Raw genomic sequence first — 17133 nt, forward strand, 5'->3', positions numbered from 1 at the left:
TTCTGGTCTTCCGCGTCCCGCAACGGCCGGCGTCATTCCGGCCTGGCGTCGGGTTCCGGCTGCACGTTGCTGACGTACCCGTCGTAGAGCACCTGTGTCACCATGCCGCCCGCGGCGTGATGCAGTTCGTGGCAATGGAACACCCAGTTGCCCGGGTTGTCCGCACGGAACGCAATCACGTATTCTTCGCCCGGCTTGACATTCAGCGTGTCCTTGATCACCGGGGCACCCGTCAAGGGCTTTCCGTTCCTGCTCAGAACCTGGAAGAAGTGTCCATGGAGGTGCATCGGGTGCTCATCCGTCGGGGAGCGGTTCACGATGCGTACCTGTACCAGATCGCCCTCCTTGACGCGGATGGGCGGCGTGTCCGGGAACGTCTTGCCGTTGATGGTGTAGATGACCCCGTTCTCGCCCATGCCCGTGCCCAGCTCCATCGTGTACTGGACGTCATATTCCTGGTCCAGGGTGAAGGGCCCCTGCTCATCCTGCCCATAATTCAGCAAATCGACCACCGGGAGCTGCGCCGTCTCGTTGGGCTGGTCCGTCTGCTGCGAGGCGCCCTCGTAGGCGATGGCCACCTTCATCCCCGAAGCGGCCGCAGCGCCCGCGTCGTGGGCCTCGAGGTACCACGTACCCGGATTGTCCGCCGTAAAGGCGATGTCGACACGCTCACCGGGCGCGATCGAGATCAGTTGATCCTTCAGCGGTCGGCCCCCGGCCACGGGCTGACCGTCGCGGGCCACCACGGTGAAGGAATGCCCGTGGAGATGCAGGTCATGCCGGAGGTAGCCCATGTTGATCAGGCGGATCCGAACCCGTTCCCCTTCCTTCACCGTCAGGGGCTGCACCAGGGAACCCGACTTGCCGTTGATGGTGAAGATGTCGTACTGCATCGTGTGCATGAGCATCGACATATCCTGCGGGCTACCCATCCCGTCGTTCTTCGTGTCCCCGGACATGCCCGGCATGTCGCCCATGCCCTGCATTCCCTGCATTCCCTGCATTCCTTGCATGCCCTGCATGCCCTGCGATCCCGTTCCCTGGCTCGATGGGCCCGACATGCCCCCCATGCTCCCGTGATCCATCCCGGTCCCGGCCGGTTCTGCGTCGCTTTCTCCCGCCTTGGTCCACTCGTCGAGAATCAGCGTGAAATCACGATCGTACGCGGATTCGGGTTCCTCCACCACCAGCGCACCGTACAGTCCCATGTCGACCTGTTCGGCGCTCTCCTGGTGGGAATGGTACATGTACGTCCCCGCAACGGTCGCCTTGAACTCGTATACGAACTCCTCGCCCGGCTTGACCAGGTTTTGCGTCACACCCGGTACGCCGTCCATTTCATTGGGGGCCCTGCTTGACCCGGATTTCCGGCCCCGGGACGCTGCCGTTGTAGGCCCAGACTTCCTTCTCGACGCCCGGGGCGACTTCCAGCCTCGCCGGCTTGGCCACCAGGCGGATCTCACCGTTTGCATCGGGGCGCAAGATCGCCGGCGCCGTCGCCATCTCGCTGCCGGCGGTGTCGACCGGTGCCGCGCCGTCGCCGCCGCCCGCGGCGGGGCCGGGCGGTCCGACGCTCGAGCAGCCGGCCAGCAAGGCCAGCCCCGCGGCAAGCAACGCCGCGGTCCATCTCCTCCGCAACACGCGCATCGCTCGCTCCTCCTCGATGAGAGTGGAACTCTGAACCCGCCTCGACGGGTTCGACCACCCCGCTTGGCCGCACCCCGCTCGGCCGCGCGGGCCGCCACGGCACGCCTCGATGCGGCCCGCGCCGACGATTTTAGGCCCGTCGGGTGAAAAGCGTGTGAAGAACGATTGGGAGCGTGCGCCCCACGGCGGCAGGGCGCCCGGCCTCTCCGCGGCGCGGCGCTGAACGCCACCTGGCCGTCCGCCGTGTCGGGCAGCTTGCTTGTTGAGGAGGGTCACGGTTCCTTGACGACGGGATGCTGCGGTTCCCCGCACCCCGCTCTCCCCCGGGCCCGTGCGATGGCTACGGCGGCCCCATAGGCCAGCAGGCCGGTGATAGCGGCCATGACCTGGAAACGGCTGATGCCGCCAGGCAGGACCGCTGCTGGGCGGAAGAAATCCGCTCCGACAGCCGCCACGCTGGCCAGAACGACGCCAGCCAAAGCGCTATGGCCCGGGAATGAAGCCAGTGGACGCAAGCGGGCGAGGATCCCTGCCGCCAGCACGAGACCCGCCGCCAGGGGAAATGCGCGCGCGTCGCGCAGCCCCAGCGCGACGACGCCCAGGCCCAGAAGCAACGGCGTCGCGACCACGTCAAGAACAGCCGGGATCTCGCGCCACCGCCGCGCCAAGGGACCGGCCAACAGCAAGGCTCCGATCAAGGCCCCGATCGCGGCGGTGGAACCGCCGGGCCAGGCGATCAGCAGGCGGGGGTTGTGGATGTAACTGGACGGCGAGCCCAGGATGTCGGCTGCCTTGGCGCCCAGCAAGAGACCGATCGCCACCCGTGTGAACAGCCGGTCGACGAGGGCCGGATCGGCAACCGGGGAAGGGGCCTGCGGGGAATGCGGCACCGTGGCCGGGGACGGTGCGGGCGCCGCCGGTCCCGCCGAGCCGGCGCGCGCGTCCGCTCGCTCGGCGAGCTTGACCGCGAGGACGTACGCCACCACCGTACCGGCCACCGTGGCCAGGGGCCCGGTCGGGAAAGCCAGCGGGCCGAGGCCGATCACGTCAGGTAGAACCGGCAGCGACAAGCACCGTCCCTCCCTTGTCGACCATGCAGCGCGGGGCACCCGCCGGGGTTCACCCTCCCTGGCGCGCCCGTTCTACGTAGCTTTCCATGACCGGCAGGCTCATCGGTCCAATGTACTTTGCCCAGACGATGCCATCCGGCCCGATGAAGTAGCTGGTAGGCAGGTAGACCACCCTGTAGATGCGGGCCACACGGCTGCCCGCATCGTAAGGAACGCGCCAGGTGAAGCCGTTCCGCTCCATGAAGGCCTTGACCTCGGCGGGCGTGGCCGGATCGCTGGTGTTCACACCCAGCACCACCAGGTCCGGGACGCCCTTGTCGACCAGCCGCTGGATCTCCGGCATCTCCTCGCGGCAGGGCGGGCACCAGGTGGCCCAGAAGTTCAGGAAGACCACCTTGCCGCGGTAATCCGAAAGCCGCACCGTGCGACCCGTGACGTCCTGCAGTTCGAAGTCGGGTGCGGGCATGCCAACGGCGATCACCGACGGGGGCGGTTCCTGCGCCGTCCCGCCCTGCCCGGCGGGCGGCGGCGTCCCTTCTGGCGCCGGTGCCGAGCGCAAGTCCCCCGGCGGAGGCGCCGCAGGTGCCTCCGGCCGCAGGCTTCCGCCGGCAAGCAACATGGCCACGAGCAGCAGGACAGCTCCCCCTAGAATCCGGTTCATCGAGACCCTCCCAGTACCGGCGTGGCCGCGGCCCGAGGGGGCGCAGCGGCGGATTTACTATGAACGCCCACCTCCCGGAACGCGAAACAGACGCAACGCACCGTCCCCGGATGTCACCATGCATGCACCCTTCCTCGTGTCCTACGCCGGGCGCCGCGCCACACCGAAAGCCTGCGGTCTGACGGGACCGCCGACCGGCAGGTCGAACCGTTCCAGTTCCTCCAGGACGAAGCCCGCGGCCTGGATTACCTCCGTCGTCCGCCGGTTGGGGTGGCATCCGGCGGCAACGAGGCGCCATACCGGCGTCAGCCGATCCTGCCAGCGGGCCGCCCGTTCATCCTGGGCCCGAACGTGTTCGAGGAACCGGAAGGTCCCGCCCGGCCGGAGCACCCGGAAGACCTCGCGCAAGGCCTGCTCCAGGTCGCTGACGCTGCAGAATACATGGGTGGCCACCGCGGTATCGAAGGATTGATCCGCAAAGGGCATGTTCTCCGCGGGTGCGGCGACCAGTTCCATGGGGATGCCGAGGTGCCCGGCCCGCGCCGCCGCCCGCCGGCGCATGTGGGGGTCGGGCTCAAGCCCGATCAGGCGCGTGATCCGCTCCATCCGGTAAAACGGCAGGTTGAGGCCCGTGCCGACACCGATCTCCAGCACGCGGCCGGTCGCCCCACCCGCCACGCGCCGGCGCCAGGGATCGATCACGGGCGCCGCCGGGCGCTGGAACAGGTCGTACACGGCCGCGAAGAATGGGTGGCCTGCCAAGGTGCCTCCTCCCGTCGTCGTGGTCGTACCGGGTTCGGGAGTTCCCGGCCGCGATGCCGAAGGCCCGACCGCAACCCGCAACCGTACCGGCGGCCCGGCGTCGGGGTAGGGTTCGCGCTCCGGCCCGACCCCTCCTATCTTCCTCCGGACACCGTTCATTTCATTGTACCCTCCGGTGCGACGGTCCCTGGGGACGCCGGGTTGCCGCTTCGGAGCCCCCCGGGAGACCGTTGGACGGAGACCACGGGATGTGATCGAAAGCCCCTGCCGCGCATACGGCATGAGTGACGGCCCGGAGCGGAAGGCCGCCCGCAGAACGACCGCCCTTCTCCGCGCCTGACAGTGGCCGGTGCAGCCGCTCACGGACAGCCGCACCTCGGCATCACGGGGAGGTGGCGCGGTGCTCGGTGACGCCCTGTTCCAGCGTTCGGCCTGGGCCGGGTTGATCGGGAGCTTCCTCGACCACGGCTTGTCGCTGCACGGGTTGCTGTCGACCCTGCTCACCTTGGTCGCACCGCTGACGGTGCGGCCCGCGGCGGAGGAGGAGCATGCGGCCATGACCCTGGCCGGGCTTGGCGCTCTCGCCGGCAGCGCCCTGGCGGCGGCATCGACGACGTTCATGGACCTCTGGTCCGGAATGCCGGCGCACGGGCTCTCCGCGGCCCTGATGATCACCATGGGCGCCTCCATGGGCGGCATGCTGGGTGGCGGCTGGCACCTCTGGCGGTGGCGACGTCACCGCTGATCCCAGGCTCCGGGCAAGAGGTCTCAAGCGGCCGGCAACCGCCCGGCAAACCCGGGTTCCACCCAGACAAGCCATGCCCGCCCGCTTTCCAGCCAGGACTGCACCCGCCGCCGCGGCCGCCAGCACGTCCTGGTTGAGAATTTCCTGCGCCGGGTAACGCGCCAGGTGGCCGAAGCCCGGGCCATGAAGCCGGGGATCCTGCGCCTGGTGGACCGGGTGTTCCTGGTCTACGTACCCGGTGATCTTCGCGCCTTCCGTCCCGCTAGGGTACAGAGGACTTCCTGAGGCCGGGTAGAAGGACGGTCGCCTAACTCCCAAAGTAACGCCGGTAGAGCTCAAGAACCTCTTCAGGCGTCAAATCGGGGAGCTCCCGCGACTGGCTCCTCGGTTGACGCCACCGCCGGTGCTGCTCGCGGCGGTAGGCCGGGTCGAGCAGGGTGTACATGACCGGCACCACCACCAGGGTGAGCAGTGTCGAGGTGAAGAGCCCGCCCACCACCGTAACGCCCAGCGGCGCCATCAGCTTCACCCCGCTGCCGCCGATGCCGAGGGCGATGGGCAGCATCCCGACTGCCGCCGCGATGGCAGTCATCAAGACCGGTCGCACCCTCACGGCGGCACCGGTGAGCACGGCCTCCCCTACGGGCATCCCCTGCTCGCGTAGTTGCTTGATGTAGTCGATCATGATGATGCCGTTGCGCACCACGATGCCCACCAGCAGGATCGCGCCGAGGAACGCCGTGATCCCGAAGTGGTGGCCGCTCACCCACAGGCCCGCCAGCACGCCGGCCGCGGCCAGGGGGAGGGAGAAGAGGATCACGAAGGGGTGCAGGTAGGACTCGAATTCCGCCGCCATGATCAGGATCACCATGGCCACGGCCAGAACCAAGGCGAGGCTCAGACCGGAAAAGCTGTCGTTCATCAGGTCCACGACCCCGCCGTACGAGACTTCCACGTCATCGGGAAGGTCCAAGTCGGCGATGGCGGCCCGGACGTCGGCGGCAACGCTGCCGAGATCGCGGCCTTCATAGAAACCGGTGACGGTCGCCGACGGGCGCTGGTCGAAGCGCACGATGCTGACGGGACCGTTGCCCCGCTTGATGGTGGCCACGTCGCCCAGCCGCACCGGTGAGCCGTCGGACGCCCGCGCGACCGGGATCGCCTCCAGCTTTTCGACGGTGTCGCGGTCCTCCTCGCGCAGCTGCAGCCAGATGTCGTAAGACTGGTCGCCCGCCTCCAGGCGCCCGACCGTGACCCCCTTGACGGCCGGTTCCAGCAAGATGCCGATCTGGGCCGGGGTCAGCCCGTAGACCATGGCCCGGTCCCGGTCCACGGTGAGCTGCAGCTCCGGCTGGCTGAGGGAGAGGTTGTCTTCCACGCCCGTGATGCCGTCCACGCCAGCCACGGCGTCCCGGATGCGCGGCACCCAGCGCTCGAGCTCTTCACGATGGGCGGCGCTGACGTTGACCTGGATGCCGGTGCCCTGGGCGCCGACGGTGTGCACGATGGTCGAGAGGACACTGACGGTGACGTCGGCTGGGGCGGCCGCCCTCTCGATCGGTTCCCGCAACTCCTGGATGACTTCCTCGGTGTCCCGGTCGCCGTCATGGGTGACGATGAAGGTCGCCGTCCGCGGGCCGCCGTTCACCTCACCCAAGATGGCGAGCCCCTGGTTGCCACCTACCTGAACGGTATACCCTTCGATGTGTTTGTCCTCGCGCAAAACCTCTTCCACAGCGCGCGCGGCCTGACTCGTCTCCTCCAGCGAACTTCCCGCCGGCATACGCAGCTGGATCTGGAACTGTCCCTCGTCGGTGGTGGGGATGAACTCGGTGCCGATGTGCGGCACCAGGAACAAGGAACCACCGAGGATGGCGGCGGCGACCAGCAGGGCGACCCAGCGGTAGCCCAGCACAGCCGACATGAAGCTGTAATAACGCCGGGCCAGCCAGCTGTCCGGCATGACGTCGCCGGACGTAACCGGCCCCCTGCGCGGACTCGCTTCCTGCGGATCCTCCTCGCCTTCGCGCTGGCGCCGGCCGTGCCGGCCGGGCTTGAGCAGGCGCGCGGCCAGCATGGGCACCACGGTCAATGACACCGCCAGCGACACCAGCACCGCGGCGCTGACCGTGGCCGCCAGCTCGCGAAAGATCTCGCCGGCCACGCCCGGCACGAAGATGATCGGCAGGAACACGGCCACAATGGTCGCCGTGGCGGCCAGGACAGGGACGGCCACCTCCATGGTGCCGTCCAGGGCGGCTTGCGCCGGCGTCTTCCCCCGTTCCAGGTGCCGGTGGACCGCCTCGATGACCACGATGGCATCGTCGATGATCAGGCCCACGGCCAGGGAGAGACCGCCCAGGGTCAGGATGTTCAGGCTGAGCCCGGAAACATACAACACGACGAACGTGGCCAGGATCGAAACGGGGATGGAGATGGCGCTGATCAGCGATGTGCGCAACTGCCGGAGGAACAGCAGGATCACCAGCACGGCCAGCACGCCGCCGATGACCAAGTCCCGGCCCAGGTCTTCGATGGAACCGCGCACGATCTCGGCGGCATCGATGACCTCGCGGAAGGTCAGGTCCAGGTCGTCCTCAATGGACGCGATCTCCGCCTCCACCCGATCGGCGACCTCGACGGTGTTGGCGTCGGCCTGCTTGAAGATCAGCAGACTCAGGGTGCGGCGGCCATCGGACCGGACGATGGACGTCGCCTCGGCCGGGGCGATGCGCACATCGGCCACCTCGGACAGGCGGACGGGGCGCGGCCGGGACGGCTCGCCTCCGGTTGCGACGGGAGCTTGCCCCACGACGAGATTCTTCAGGCGATCGACAGCATCAAGCCGCCCCGTCAGGCGAAAGCTGACCCGGCCGCCGTTTTCCGGTACCTCTCCGAGAGGATAGTTGAGGTTCGCGGCGGTGATGGCCTGGCGGACCTGCAACGCGCTGATTCCGTAACGAGCCAGATCTCCCTGCCGCAGGTGAACCTGCACCTGGTCCGCGGCGGCGCCCACCAGTTCCACGTCCGCCACGCCGTCCAGGGCGCGCAGGCGCGGCAGGACCTCCTGTTCCACCCGTTTCGTAATCTCGTTGAGATCGGCCTCGGATTCGACCGCATACTGAAGAATCGGCATCGAGGCCGGGTCGAACTTGCTGATGACCGGCCGTTCCGCCCCTTCGGGGAGCTCCACCTGGTCGATGTGGGTGCGCAGTTCCTCGATGTCGCGGTTGACGTTGGAACCCCACGCGAATTGCACGACCAGGATCGAAACGTTTTCCTGGGAAAACGCCTGGAGGTTCTCGACGCCCGGGGTGACGGCCGCCGCTTCCTCGAGGGGCTCGGAAACCAAGTCCGCCACCTCGGCGGCGGAGGCCCCCGGCAAGGGCGTGATCACGGTGACCAGGGGCGGGTTGATGTCCGGCAGCAGTTCGTTGGGCAGCCGGGTCACGGAGATGGTACCCAGGAGCGCCACGATCAGGACGAGGACCGTCACGAAAACCGGGCGCTTGATGGACTCCTGAACCAAGCGGTACAACAGGGTTCCCTCCCAAACGGTGCCGGGGGGCGTCGCCGCCCATGGGCCAACGGGCATCCTGTCACCCAAAAGACCAATTTAACGCAAAACACCAAATGACAGGTTAGCATAGCCAGCGCCGTGTGGCAACCGGCAGAACATGTGAAGGGTGCAGTTAGCAGAGGGGCCAGCGGTCCGCGTTTCAAGGAGCGCCGCCCGATCTGCGGAGATGCCGGACGACTCCCCAGACCCCGGCCACCAAGGAGAATGCCACCAGGGCGGCGGCACCCGGCACCAGCCACTCACCGGCGCCGGGAACTGTCCTCACCAGCCCCGCCGCCACGTACGTCCAGATCAGAGCCCATAACCAGTCGTTGAGGAACAACAAGCCCAACCAGGCCGGCCGGCCAATGCCCGCCGTCGCCAGGAGCCAGAACACCTGGGTATAGCCGAGGCCGACCCACCGCAGCGCCAGCAATGGCAGCAACGGTCGATCCTGGGCCAGCAACAGCCGCAAGCGGTGCACGGCCACACCCACGTGGGGAATCTTCGTACTCAACGCCGACAGCACCGGCTGACCAAGGTGGGCGAAGAACAGATAGCTCGCGCCGTGACCCATCACCGTGGCGGCTCCGGCCATGGCACCTGCCACCCACCAGGGGACTCCTTTCTGCTCCGCCACGTCCGCCAGCAGGCCGAAGAGGCCTAATGAAGACCCAGGGACGCCGGCGGCTAGAAGAGCGAATCCCATGGCGAGGGCAGACCAGGTCCACAGGCACGTATCGGTTCCCGAGTCAGGCGGCGCCACAGCGGTTCACCTCCTGGCCACCGGGGGAAAGGCCAACGACCCGGCCGTACAACGCGACGATCTGGGCAAGGACCCGGCCCGCCTCGTGCTCCGTGGCGACGGCGCGGGCACCCTCTCCCAATCGACGGCGCAGCTCGGGATCCCGTGCCAGGCGTAACACGGCGCCTGCCAGGGCTTCCGCCTCAACGGCCGGGACCGTGATCCCGCTCTCGCCGTCGCGGACGAGTTCGGGCAGGGCGCCGGCCCGGACGGCCACCACGGGGAGTCCCGTCGCCATGGCTTCCAGCACCACCAGCCCCTGCGTCTCCGCAGGGGACGGAAAGAGGAACAAGTCCGCCCGGTGGTACTCCCCGGGCATGGCATCCCACGGCACGTGCCCGAGGAGGCGCACGCGACCGACGGCGATGTGGGGGGCCAGGACCCGCCGCAGAACACCGGCCAGCGGGCCGTCGCCAGCAATGCGAGCCCGTAGCCGCGGTTCCTCGGGCAGGACCGCGGCCAGCGCCTCCGCGAGGACTTCCACGCCCTTCTCCGGGCTGAGGCGGCCCGCGAAAAGGACGGTGACGGGGCGGTCCTGCCCGCCGGATCCCGTGGCTCCACCGGCCGGCGGGGACACCCCGGCTTCCTCTCGAACTGAGCGGTCGAGCGGAACAAAGCGGTCGAGATCGACGCCGTTCGAGATCACCACGACGGGCTGCCTCACACCCATCGCCTGCAGTTCCCTGGCCGCGAACCGGCTGGGGGCGATCACGGCATCGCAACGGTTGTACATGGCGCGGATGAGAAAGCTCGCGGCGGCGGACACGGCCTTGCCACCGGGAAGGAGCACCGCCGCCGACCGCACATTCGCATGGTAAGTCGCCACCACCGGGATCCCGGGGGATCGCGCCGCCCATAGACCGAGCCAGCTCACGGGAAAGACGGTGTGGAGATGTACGATGTCCGGCCGCCAAGCCGCCAATTCGTGCCGGATCTCCCGGTAGTCCCAAGCCAGATGCGAATCCGGCGGTATGCCGGGCACGGGCCGCAGGGAGATGGAGCGTACGGGGCGGACATCCCCCGGATGGAGGGGACCACCCGTTTGGGGCAACGTGAACACCCGCACCGTGTGGCCCGCCGCCACGAGCCGATCGTGGAGCGTGATGACGGCCCGGGTGAGTCCACCCGTATTTTCCCGAAACGAGTCGGTGAAGAATGCCACCTTCATCCCGCCACCCTCCTTCCGCCGCGGGTCACGACGCGAACGCCTTTCCCGGCGATGACACCGAACCGGAGGCGGGAGCCGGACCGGTGAGCCAGGGCAGGGCCTTCCTCGCAGCGGCTCGCCCGGCGGCAATGATCTCCGCGGCCCGGTCGAACTGGTGCCCGTGGAATCGGCGGACGTCCGGGCAGATCACCACATCGGCCGGGATCTCGTCGGTATGCCGCTGCAGGCGGGCTTCCGTGATGTCGAAGGCGGTGAGCACCGTCCGTACCAGCCCCCACCCCCGGTCACGCGACCGGTCCTGGCGGGTTCGTGCCGCCGGCAACCGCACCAGTAAACGATCGGCCCCTGCCGCGCCCAGACGGCGCCAGTGGGCGCGCACGCCGTTGACGGACCACCGCGCGCGGTTGACGGCCCGGGTCCAGACATCGTAGGGACTGGAGACGTCCACGGCCACGACGCGAGGTGGCCGGAGTTCTCGCAGGACGTTCACCGGCACCAGTTCCACAAGGCCGCCATCCACCAGGGCTCTACCGTCCACAACGGCGGGCGCGAACAACCCGGGGATCGAGATGCTGGCCCGTACTGCCTCGGCAATGGGCCCCCTGCGGATGACGACCGGGGCGCCCGTCTCCAGGTCTGTCGCCAGCACCGCGAAGGACACCGACAGTTCCTCGAAATGGATCCCGCGGGTCAGGCAACGGAGTTCGTCGAGGAGGGCATCACCGCGGAGTACGCCGCCGGCAAAGACCGTATCCGCATAGCGGACGAGGTGGGCACGACTGAGATTTCGAACGCGCTCTTCCAGCAAGTCCAGGGTGCCGCACACGTAAGCCGCGCCCACGATGGACCCGAAGCTGCACCCCGCCACGTGGGTTACAACCACTCCTGCCTCCTGTAATTCCCGCAGGACACCGATGTGCGCCAGACCGCGGGCTGCTCCACCACCCAGAGCTAGGCCCACTTCCGTCCTTCCGTGCATGGAATCAACACCCCGCTCTCACGGCGCCGACCGCCCCACCTTCGGGCGCCAGCCCCCCGTCACTCCGTTCGTGCCCCCACCTCGCGGCGGGGACAGGGTGCGGCTACGGCGCAAGGAACACGAAAGACCATAAAGACCAAAAAAGTTCATGTAAAATTAGGATAGGAAGTGGCCGGTGTACGGGCCCGTGACACGCAACGGCCGGGTCAACTTGGCTCGCGCAAGGCGCTCTCGAGGAGCTGGCCCAACATCTCTTGCTCGCGCGGCTCAAGGTCCTGAAAGTACTTAAGGAAGCGGCCCACAAGATCCACCAATTCAAGGCTCAGGTTCTGGCTCAGCGTTTGGATTACGGTGCCCGTCACAACCCCAATGAAGATGGATAACCGTTTCTCGGCGTCCGGGGCGGCGGCGGTCACCAGCCGTGTCACCAACCGCCGTGTCCGCTCTCCCAATTGCCGGGCGTAAACGATGAATAGGCCGAGGAGATGCGCGCAGAACCCGACCCTCGACTCCAGCCGAGGCAGCTTCTGAAGCAGCGCCTCCACGGCCTCACCCGGCCGCATTTCCTTCAGTCGTGTAATCAGTTCCCCAACCTGAGCCCGTACCAAGTCCCACTCGTCGGGTTCGGTTGGGCGGCGTACGGTGGCCGCCAGCAACCTTTCCGCTTCGGGTGTGGGGCTGAAGACGATAAGCGAACGCCCGCCCTCACCGCGTTGCAAGGCATAGTCTCGCCGCAGGTAGCCCATCTGTTCCAGGGTTTTCAACATGTCGTATGCCGTCCATTTGCTGACCCCGAGGGCGCGGGCGACGCTCTCATAATGAACGGGCAGGTTCGTTCGCCGGTACAGGTCGACCAGTTTTTCGAGGAACTGCTTGCGACGGCCAGTCAAACCGACCTTACCCACCGCAAACCACCCCAAAAAACCAAAATTCTCGGGCCCAATATACCGAATGCGGCCTGGCCATGTCAAATGACCGCCGTCACCCAGGCAAAATGTACCCGAAGGAGGCCCGGGTCACTCATGGAGCAATCTTACCGAAGGGACGGGCTGTGCCAATATCGCTCCCCAGCCGCCGCGAGTATATCGCCACCATGCGAGAACGGTATGGGCGGCCCGAACCCGTGGGGAACGCTCCCAGATCCTCGACGAGGTCCAGCAAGCCTGCGGGTATCACCGCAAGTACACGATTCGGCTCCTCCGCCAGGCCACGCCCCCGGCCCCGGCCCAGCGCGTCGCAAGCGGGCCCTGCGCTACCTGGAGGCCTTGCCGGTGATCGCGCGGGCCCAGACCACGGGCGCGGGACCAGGCCCTACGGCGGTAACAGGAAGCGGGGTGGCCGCCACTGCCGCGCCGTCGCCCAACGTGGCGACCCCGCCCCCACACCTCAACCACGGCCGCCCGGTTGCGCGCCGCGGGCGAAGGCATAGGACGCCTGCAGGATGGTCCACACGACCTCCAGCTCATCGTCGTCCCGGGGACCGTAGACCATCATCGCCGTGGGCGGCAGCCAGCCCCGGCGGGCGACCGGATGCAACTCGCCCCAACCCTTGGCGACCACCACGCGGGCCGTGGCTTCGGGCAGCATGAGATGCAGGCTCCCGTCGTAGGGCGGGTGCAGGTGGGCGAACTCCCGGCCGATCATGAACGCCTCCGGCGGCCCCGCCGCCAGCTCCTCATCGAGGATGAAGGCCCGGGCTCCCGGAACGGAGATCCCGCTAGGCCCCACGCGCACCCCGGGCAGAGCCCGGGCCCGCTCAAACAATGCCTCCTGCAGCCGGGGGGGAGCGTTCTGGTCCAGCTGCTGGTGGGGGTTCGCCGGGGTCGTCCGGGGCCTTGGACCCCGGCGTTCGGGCAAAGAATCAGTCGCCGGCATGGATACCACCATTACCAGGCCCCCTTGTCCATGCCTACTCCACCTCGATGCAGGTGACCAGAGAGGGCAAGCCCGCGATCCGGCTACAGCCCTCTCCGGTGGCCGCGGGTTCGGCCCCTACAGGCCGATCCAGCGGCAGGGCGAGGCCCTGCCGGCAGGTTACTGCCCCGGCCCGGTCGGTTCTTCCGTGCCGCCCGGCTGCCCGGGGTGCAGGTCCAGCGCCCGCCAGATGGCCGACCAGAGATAGTCCTCCGGCACCGCGCCCTCGAATGAGACACGGTCGTTGATCACCGTCTTGGGCACGGCGAATACCTGGTACTGCTGGGCCAGCTGCGGGTAGGAGGTGGCCTCCACGGCCTCGGCGGTCACCAGCGGGCTCTGCATGGCCAGGTTGATCGCGGAGCGCACGGCCCGCGGGCAATGCGGTCAGGTGGGGGTGAAGAAGACCCGCAGGTGAACGGGCCGGCCCGCCTCGCCAAGCAGGGCCAGAGCTTCGGCCTGGTGACCGGCCTGGCTCCCCTCCCCGCCGGCAGCGGGTGCGTCGCCCCCGGCGCCTTCACCGCCGGCGGGGACTGGCGCCGAGGCCTCGATCAGCGCTTCGACCAGCGTCGCGAACTCGTAGCCGAGGGGCGGTCCGACGAACCGCACCCGGCCGCCGGCCCGGCCGTGGAGCACCACCGTGGGCGGCCGCTCGACACCCAGTTCCCTCGCCCGCTGGCTCTCCCGGTCGATGTCCCTGACCTGGAGGCGGACCGAAGGATGAAGCTGGGCCAGCTCCTTCATCAGCTCGACCGTTTCCTCGCAGCCGGGACACTCGCGGCCGGGAACGAACAGCCGCATGTCACGGGTGAATACCTCCACGTCGACGGGGCCAGCCAGGTCCTGGAGCCGTTCCTGCAGCACCTTCCGGTCTTGCTCGCGAATCAGCGCCATACCATCGCCTCCACTGCGGGGGCCAGCCCGAGCCCCGTCCCCGTCGGCGACGGGGTTCGTAGCCGGGTGTTTGCTTCCCCGGCACGGCCCACCTTTCCGCCAAGGGCACCGGCGCTTGCGGGCGCCGTCGTGGCCGCGGCCGCCCGCACCTTCTTGTGACGGCCGCGCGTGACTTCCAGCCCCAGCATAGCCTGGGCGCGGAGGCGGCTCAAGCCACGACTGGCACCGGGGCCGGCCACGCCCTGGCCAGCGGCCGGGACGGTACGCCGGATACGGGTCCGGACCTGACGGGTTTCCTGTGCGCAGGACAGGGGGGCATGCGGGCGCCCCCCTGGTGCACCGTCCCCCGTCACTTCGTAGCTGCCGCAGCGCCGCTCGTCATGGCGGTGTGGTGGGCCTGGCAGAGGCGGATCATCTCGTCAGACGACATGTTCATCATGGTCTGGTGCATCGCGTCCATGCCGGCCCCGGCCGTGGGTCCCCGGGACGAACCGGCCCTCGCGGCCGCCATGGCCGGATGGTGAACGGCGCGCATGCCCGCCGGCACTGCAGCCCCGTTGGGCCCCCGCGGTCCGGCATTGCCGGACGCGGCCAAGGCGGCGGAGTACACGCCCAGCACGAGAACCAGCCCCAACAGCAGCGTCCAACCTCTCCTCACCACGCGCTTCATCCCCTGCACCTCCTGTCACTGGCGCCGGCCGTTCCGCGGCGGGCCAGCCGTTCCGGAGCAGCCTGGCCTTCCCGGCGCGGAAGGCCGGGACGGGTTGGCAGGGCCCTGCTGTGCCGGCCCCGGCCCACCGTCACCGTAACACGCCCCTGTGGAAGTCGCGTGCCGGCGGCGGGGAGAATCGGTGGAGGGGTGAAGGGCTCTCTTCATGCTTTCTGCACAGATTCTGCACCCGGGTCGCACACGCGGGCGGTACACTGACCCTGGGAGGCGGGCCGGATCGCGGCGGGGGTATCTGGCGTGCCCGGCCGGTTCGCTGGGCAGGCGGGTCACGCCGGAACCCTGGCGAGCCGCAACGGCGAAGGATCCCCGGCGACCTGGAACGGAAGGTCGGATCGACCGGTGCGTCCGAAGCCGCTGTTCCTCAGCCTGTGGGCCTTCGGCGCGGGCTTGAGCCTGTTGACCGCCCTGGTCCTCGGCTTCGTCTTCATCCCCCTGGCCGCCCAGGCCGGTCCGGCCGGTCGCGGCGGGGAGGCGGTGCTGCGGACCGTCATGGTGGTCATGGTCCTGGCTTCGGCCGGTGCCCTGTCCGTGGCCACCGGCCTCGCCTGGTTGATCTCCCGCCGTCTGGCCCGGCCCCTGGAACGGCTGGGCCAGACCGCCCGAACTATTGCCCGGCAGCCCCTGGGCTACGTGGTCCAGCTTCCGCCGGCCCCATACCGGGAGGCCGCGGATCTGGCCCGGGCCCTGGAGACCCTGTCGGCCGAACTGGCCCGGGAACAGGCCCAGAAGGACGCCTTCCTGGCAGCGGTGGCCCACGAGTTGCGCACGCCGCTGACCTACCTCCAGGGTTACGCCCGGTCGTTGCTTGACGGCATGGTGGCCGACCCGGAGGCCGTGCGCGACCACCTGACGGTCATCGACCGGGAGGCCCGGCGGTTGGGGCGGATGGTCGGGGATCTGCTGGATCGGGAAGCCCTGGCCTCGGGGCGCGTCTCCCTGCGTACCGGGCCGGTCGACCTGGCCGTCCTGGCGGGCGAGGCCGTTGAGGATGCGGCCCCGGCCGCCCGGGAAAAGGGCGTGGGCCTCGAGCTGGAGGTGCACCCGCCCGTCCCCGCCGTGCAGGCGGACGCCGACCGGCTGCGCCAGGTGCTGTGGAACCTGCTCGACAACGCGCTGGCCCACACCCCACCGGGCGGCCGGATCTGGGTGGAGGTCTGCCGCGCCGGGCAAACGGTCGAGGTGACGGTCCACGACACGGGCACCGGTTTCGACCCCGCGGAGAGCGAGAACATCTGGCGCCCGTTCTACCGCGTGGACAGGGCTTCCGGAGGCCCCCGGCCCCCGGGGCGGCGGGGTTACGGCCTCGGGCTGGCCACGGTGCGGCAGGTCATTGAAGCCCATGGCGGTACGGTCCATGCCGACGGCCGGCCCGGGCAGGGTGCCTCGGTGGGCTTTCGCCTGCCGGTGATGCTGCCGGCCGGCGGTCCCGCCACGACGGCGCCGGCCGCCCGGCCAGCGAGGGCGATCCCCGGTGCTGCGGGCGATGGCGGTGATGGGGTCCTCCCAGCGGACGAACCCGGCCGCCGGGCGGCGTCCGGTCTCGGGCCGCCCGCCGCCGTGCAGCAGCCGTCCCCTCGGCCGCTGCCACGGGCCGGGGACCGTGCCTGGGCCAGCGGCGAGTCCCTGGTCGCCGTGCTCCTGGTGGTCGTGGGCGTTCTGGCGCTGGCGACGGCCTCGCTCCTGCCCCGGCTGGTATCCCCGGCGGGTGCCAGAGGCTTTGCGGACCTGTTGATCATCGCCCTGACGGGAGCCGTCAGCACCGTTTTGCTGGCAGGCATCATCGCCCTTTTATACAGGGCCTGGATGGGAGGCCGGTCGACATGATGATGCATCCGGGGTGGAGCAACGGTTGGGGCCTGTGGGGGATGTGGCTGGCCATGGTGGCCTTCTGGCTCGTGCCGCTGTTGCTGGTGGCCGGCATCTTCTGGCTCTTCCTGGGGCGGGACCGCCATCGTGGGGACCGGGGGTCCGAGCCAGCGGTTTTCGACGAGAACCGCCGGGCCCTTGCCGTCCTCAAGGAGCGGTACGCCCGGGGCGAGATCAGCCGCGAGGAGTTCGAGCGGATCAAGGACGACATCATGAAATCGTAGGGGGCACCGGTCGCTCAGGTTGCGCAGGTCCATCGCCCTTCGGCTGGCGCCTTCGCGATACGCCCGCGCCGCCGTCCCGGCGGGTGGCGGCCACCGGGACCGTCCCCGC

At 69.0% G+C, this 17133-nt stretch carries 16 protein-coding genes; 3 read left to right on the forward strand and 13 right to left on the reverse strand.

Going from position 1 to position 17133, the window contains the following annotated elements; genetic code table 11:
- Positions 1-32: 32 nt before the first annotated feature.
- From DYI95_RS07900 to DYI95_RS07915, 5 genes are all read right to left on the reverse strand, one after another.
- On the reverse strand, positions 33-1337 hold the full coding sequence (locus DYI95_RS07900; RefSeq protein ID WP_243149689.1) for a multicopper oxidase family protein: 1305 nt from the start codon (positions 1335-1337) through the stop codon (positions 33-35).
- A gap of 1 nt (position 1338) precedes the next feature.
- The gene (locus tag DYI95_RS12645) at positions 1339-1647 is read right to left on the reverse strand and encodes a hypothetical protein (protein ID WP_243149690.1); all 309 of its coding nucleotides are present in this window, start codon (positions 1645-1647) and stop codon (positions 1339-1341) included.
- A 272-nt stretch (positions 1648-1919) separates the two neighbouring features.
- The gene (locus DYI95_RS07905) at positions 1920-2717 is read right to left on the reverse strand and encodes a diacylglyceryl transferase (RefSeq protein ID WP_116900319.1); all 798 of its coding nucleotides are present in this window, start codon (positions 2715-2717) and stop codon (positions 1920-1922) included.
- Positions 2718-2766: 49 nt separating this feature from the next.
- Positions 2767-3378 (reverse strand): TlpA disulfide reductase family protein, encoded by a 612-nt coding sequence (locus tag DYI95_RS07910; protein ID WP_116900318.1) that lies wholly within the window; start codon positions 3376-3378, stop codon positions 2767-2769.
- 141 nt (positions 3379-3519) lie between these two features.
- A complete protein-coding gene (locus tag DYI95_RS07915; protein WP_116900317.1) occupies positions 3520-4140 on the reverse strand; it encodes a class I SAM-dependent methyltransferase in 621 nt (206 codons plus the stop codon).
- 400 nt (positions 4141-4540) lie between these two features.
- Between DYI95_RS07915 and DYI95_RS07920 the strand changes: the two genes are divergently transcribed.
- The gene (locus tag DYI95_RS07920; RefSeq protein ID WP_116900316.1) at positions 4541-4885 is read left to right on the forward strand and encodes a hypothetical protein; all 345 of its coding nucleotides are present in this window, start codon (positions 4541-4543) and stop codon (positions 4883-4885) included.
- Between the two features lie 307 nt (positions 4886-5192).
- Here DYI95_RS07920 and DYI95_RS07925 read toward each other — a convergent pair whose 3' ends face one another.
- The 8 genes from DYI95_RS07925 to DYI95_RS07965 form a co-directional block, all read right to left on the reverse strand.
- Positions 5193-8423, reverse strand: a complete 3231-nt coding sequence (locus DYI95_RS07925) for an efflux RND transporter permease subunit (protein ID WP_158556036.1) — start codon at positions 8421-8423, stop codon at positions 5193-5195.
- 181 nt (positions 8424-8604) lie between these two features.
- Positions 8605-9210: a hypothetical protein gene (locus DYI95_RS07930; RefSeq protein ID WP_116900314.1), complete on the reverse strand. Its 606-nt coding sequence runs from the start codon at positions 9208-9210 to the stop codon at positions 8605-8607.
- Complete coding sequence (locus DYI95_RS07935; protein ID WP_116900313.1) at positions 9197-10417, reverse strand: glycosyltransferase; 1221 nt, start codon at positions 10415-10417, stop codon at positions 9197-9199. The genes DYI95_RS07930 and DYI95_RS07935 overlap by 14 nt, the downstream gene beginning before the upstream one ends.
- 25 nt (positions 10418-10442) lie before the next feature.
- A complete protein-coding gene (locus DYI95_RS07940) occupies positions 10443-11396 on the reverse strand; it encodes a patatin-like phospholipase family protein (protein ID WP_116900312.1) in 954 nt (317 codons plus the stop codon).
- A gap of 206 nt (positions 11397-11602) precedes the next feature.
- Positions 11603-12301, reverse strand: coding sequence for a helix-turn-helix domain-containing protein (locus DYI95_RS07945; RefSeq protein WP_158556035.1), 699 nt, complete (start codon positions 12299-12301; stop codon positions 11603-11605).
- A gap of 481 nt (positions 12302-12782) precedes the next feature.
- A complete protein-coding gene (locus DYI95_RS07955) occupies positions 12783-13160 on the reverse strand; it encodes a luciferase family protein (protein ID WP_243149691.1) in 378 nt (125 codons plus the stop codon).
- A gap of 270 nt (positions 13161-13430) precedes the next feature.
- A complete protein-coding gene (locus tag DYI95_RS07960; RefSeq protein WP_116900309.1) occupies positions 13431-14204 on the reverse strand; it encodes a thioredoxin family protein in 774 nt (257 codons plus the stop codon).
- Positions 14205-14553: 349 nt separating this feature from the next.
- Positions 14554-14874 carry a hypothetical protein gene (locus DYI95_RS07965; RefSeq protein WP_116900308.1) on the reverse strand — a complete coding sequence of 107 codons (321 nt, stop codon included), beginning with the start codon at positions 14872-14874 and terminating at the stop codon, positions 14554-14556.
- Positions 14875-15273: 399 nt separating this feature from the next.
- On the opposite strand from DYI95_RS07965, the gene DYI95_RS07970 reads away from it, so the two are divergent.
- Together DYI95_RS07970 and DYI95_RS07975 are read left to right on the forward strand one after the other, a co-directional pair.
- Complete coding sequence (locus tag DYI95_RS07970) at positions 15274-16758, forward strand: HAMP domain-containing sensor histidine kinase (RefSeq protein WP_243149692.1); 1485 nt, start codon at positions 15274-15276, stop codon at positions 16756-16758.
- The gene (locus tag DYI95_RS07975; protein WP_006903521.1) at positions 16755-17024 is read left to right on the forward strand and encodes an SHOCT domain-containing protein; all 270 of its coding nucleotides are present in this window, start codon (positions 16755-16757) and stop codon (positions 17022-17024) included. Before DYI95_RS07970 ends, DYI95_RS07975 begins: the two co-directional genes overlap by 4 nt.
- Positions 17025-17133: the final 109 nt, after the last annotated feature.

Origin of the sequence: Thermaerobacter sp. PB12/4term (assembly GCF_003403315.2) — a bacterium.
Taxonomy (GTDB): domain Bacteria; phylum Bacillota; class Sulfobacillia; order Thermaerobacterales; family Thermaerobacteraceae; genus Thermaerobacter.

Coding starts and splice junctions, on each gene's coding strand:
- DYI95_RS07900 (WP_243149689.1), bottom strand. CDS start 1,337: ATGGACGGCGTACCGGGTGTGACGCAAAACCTGGTCAAGCCGGGCGAG.
- DYI95_RS12645 (WP_243149690.1), bottom strand. CDS start 1,647: ATGCGCGTGTTGCGGAGGAGATGGACCGCGGCGTTGCTTGCCGCGGGG.
- DYI95_RS07910 (WP_116900318.1), bottom strand. CDS start 3,378: ATGAACCGGATTCTAGGGGGAGCTGTCCTGCTGCTCGTGGCCATGTTG.
- DYI95_RS07935 (WP_116900313.1), bottom strand. CDS start 10,417: ATGAAGGTGGCATTCTTCACCGACTCGTTTCGGGAAAATACGGGTGGA.
- DYI95_RS07940 (WP_116900312.1), bottom strand. CDS start 11,396: ATGCACGGAAGGACGGAAGTGGGCCTAGCTCTGGGTGGTGGAGCAGCC.
- DYI95_RS07965 (WP_116900308.1), bottom strand. CDS start 14,874: ATGAAGCGCGTGGTGAGGAGAGGTTGGACGCTGCTGTTGGGGCTGGTT.
- DYI95_RS07975 (WP_006903521.1), top strand. CDS start 16,755: ATGATGATGCATCCGGGGTGGAGCAACGGTTGGGGCCTGTGGGGGATG.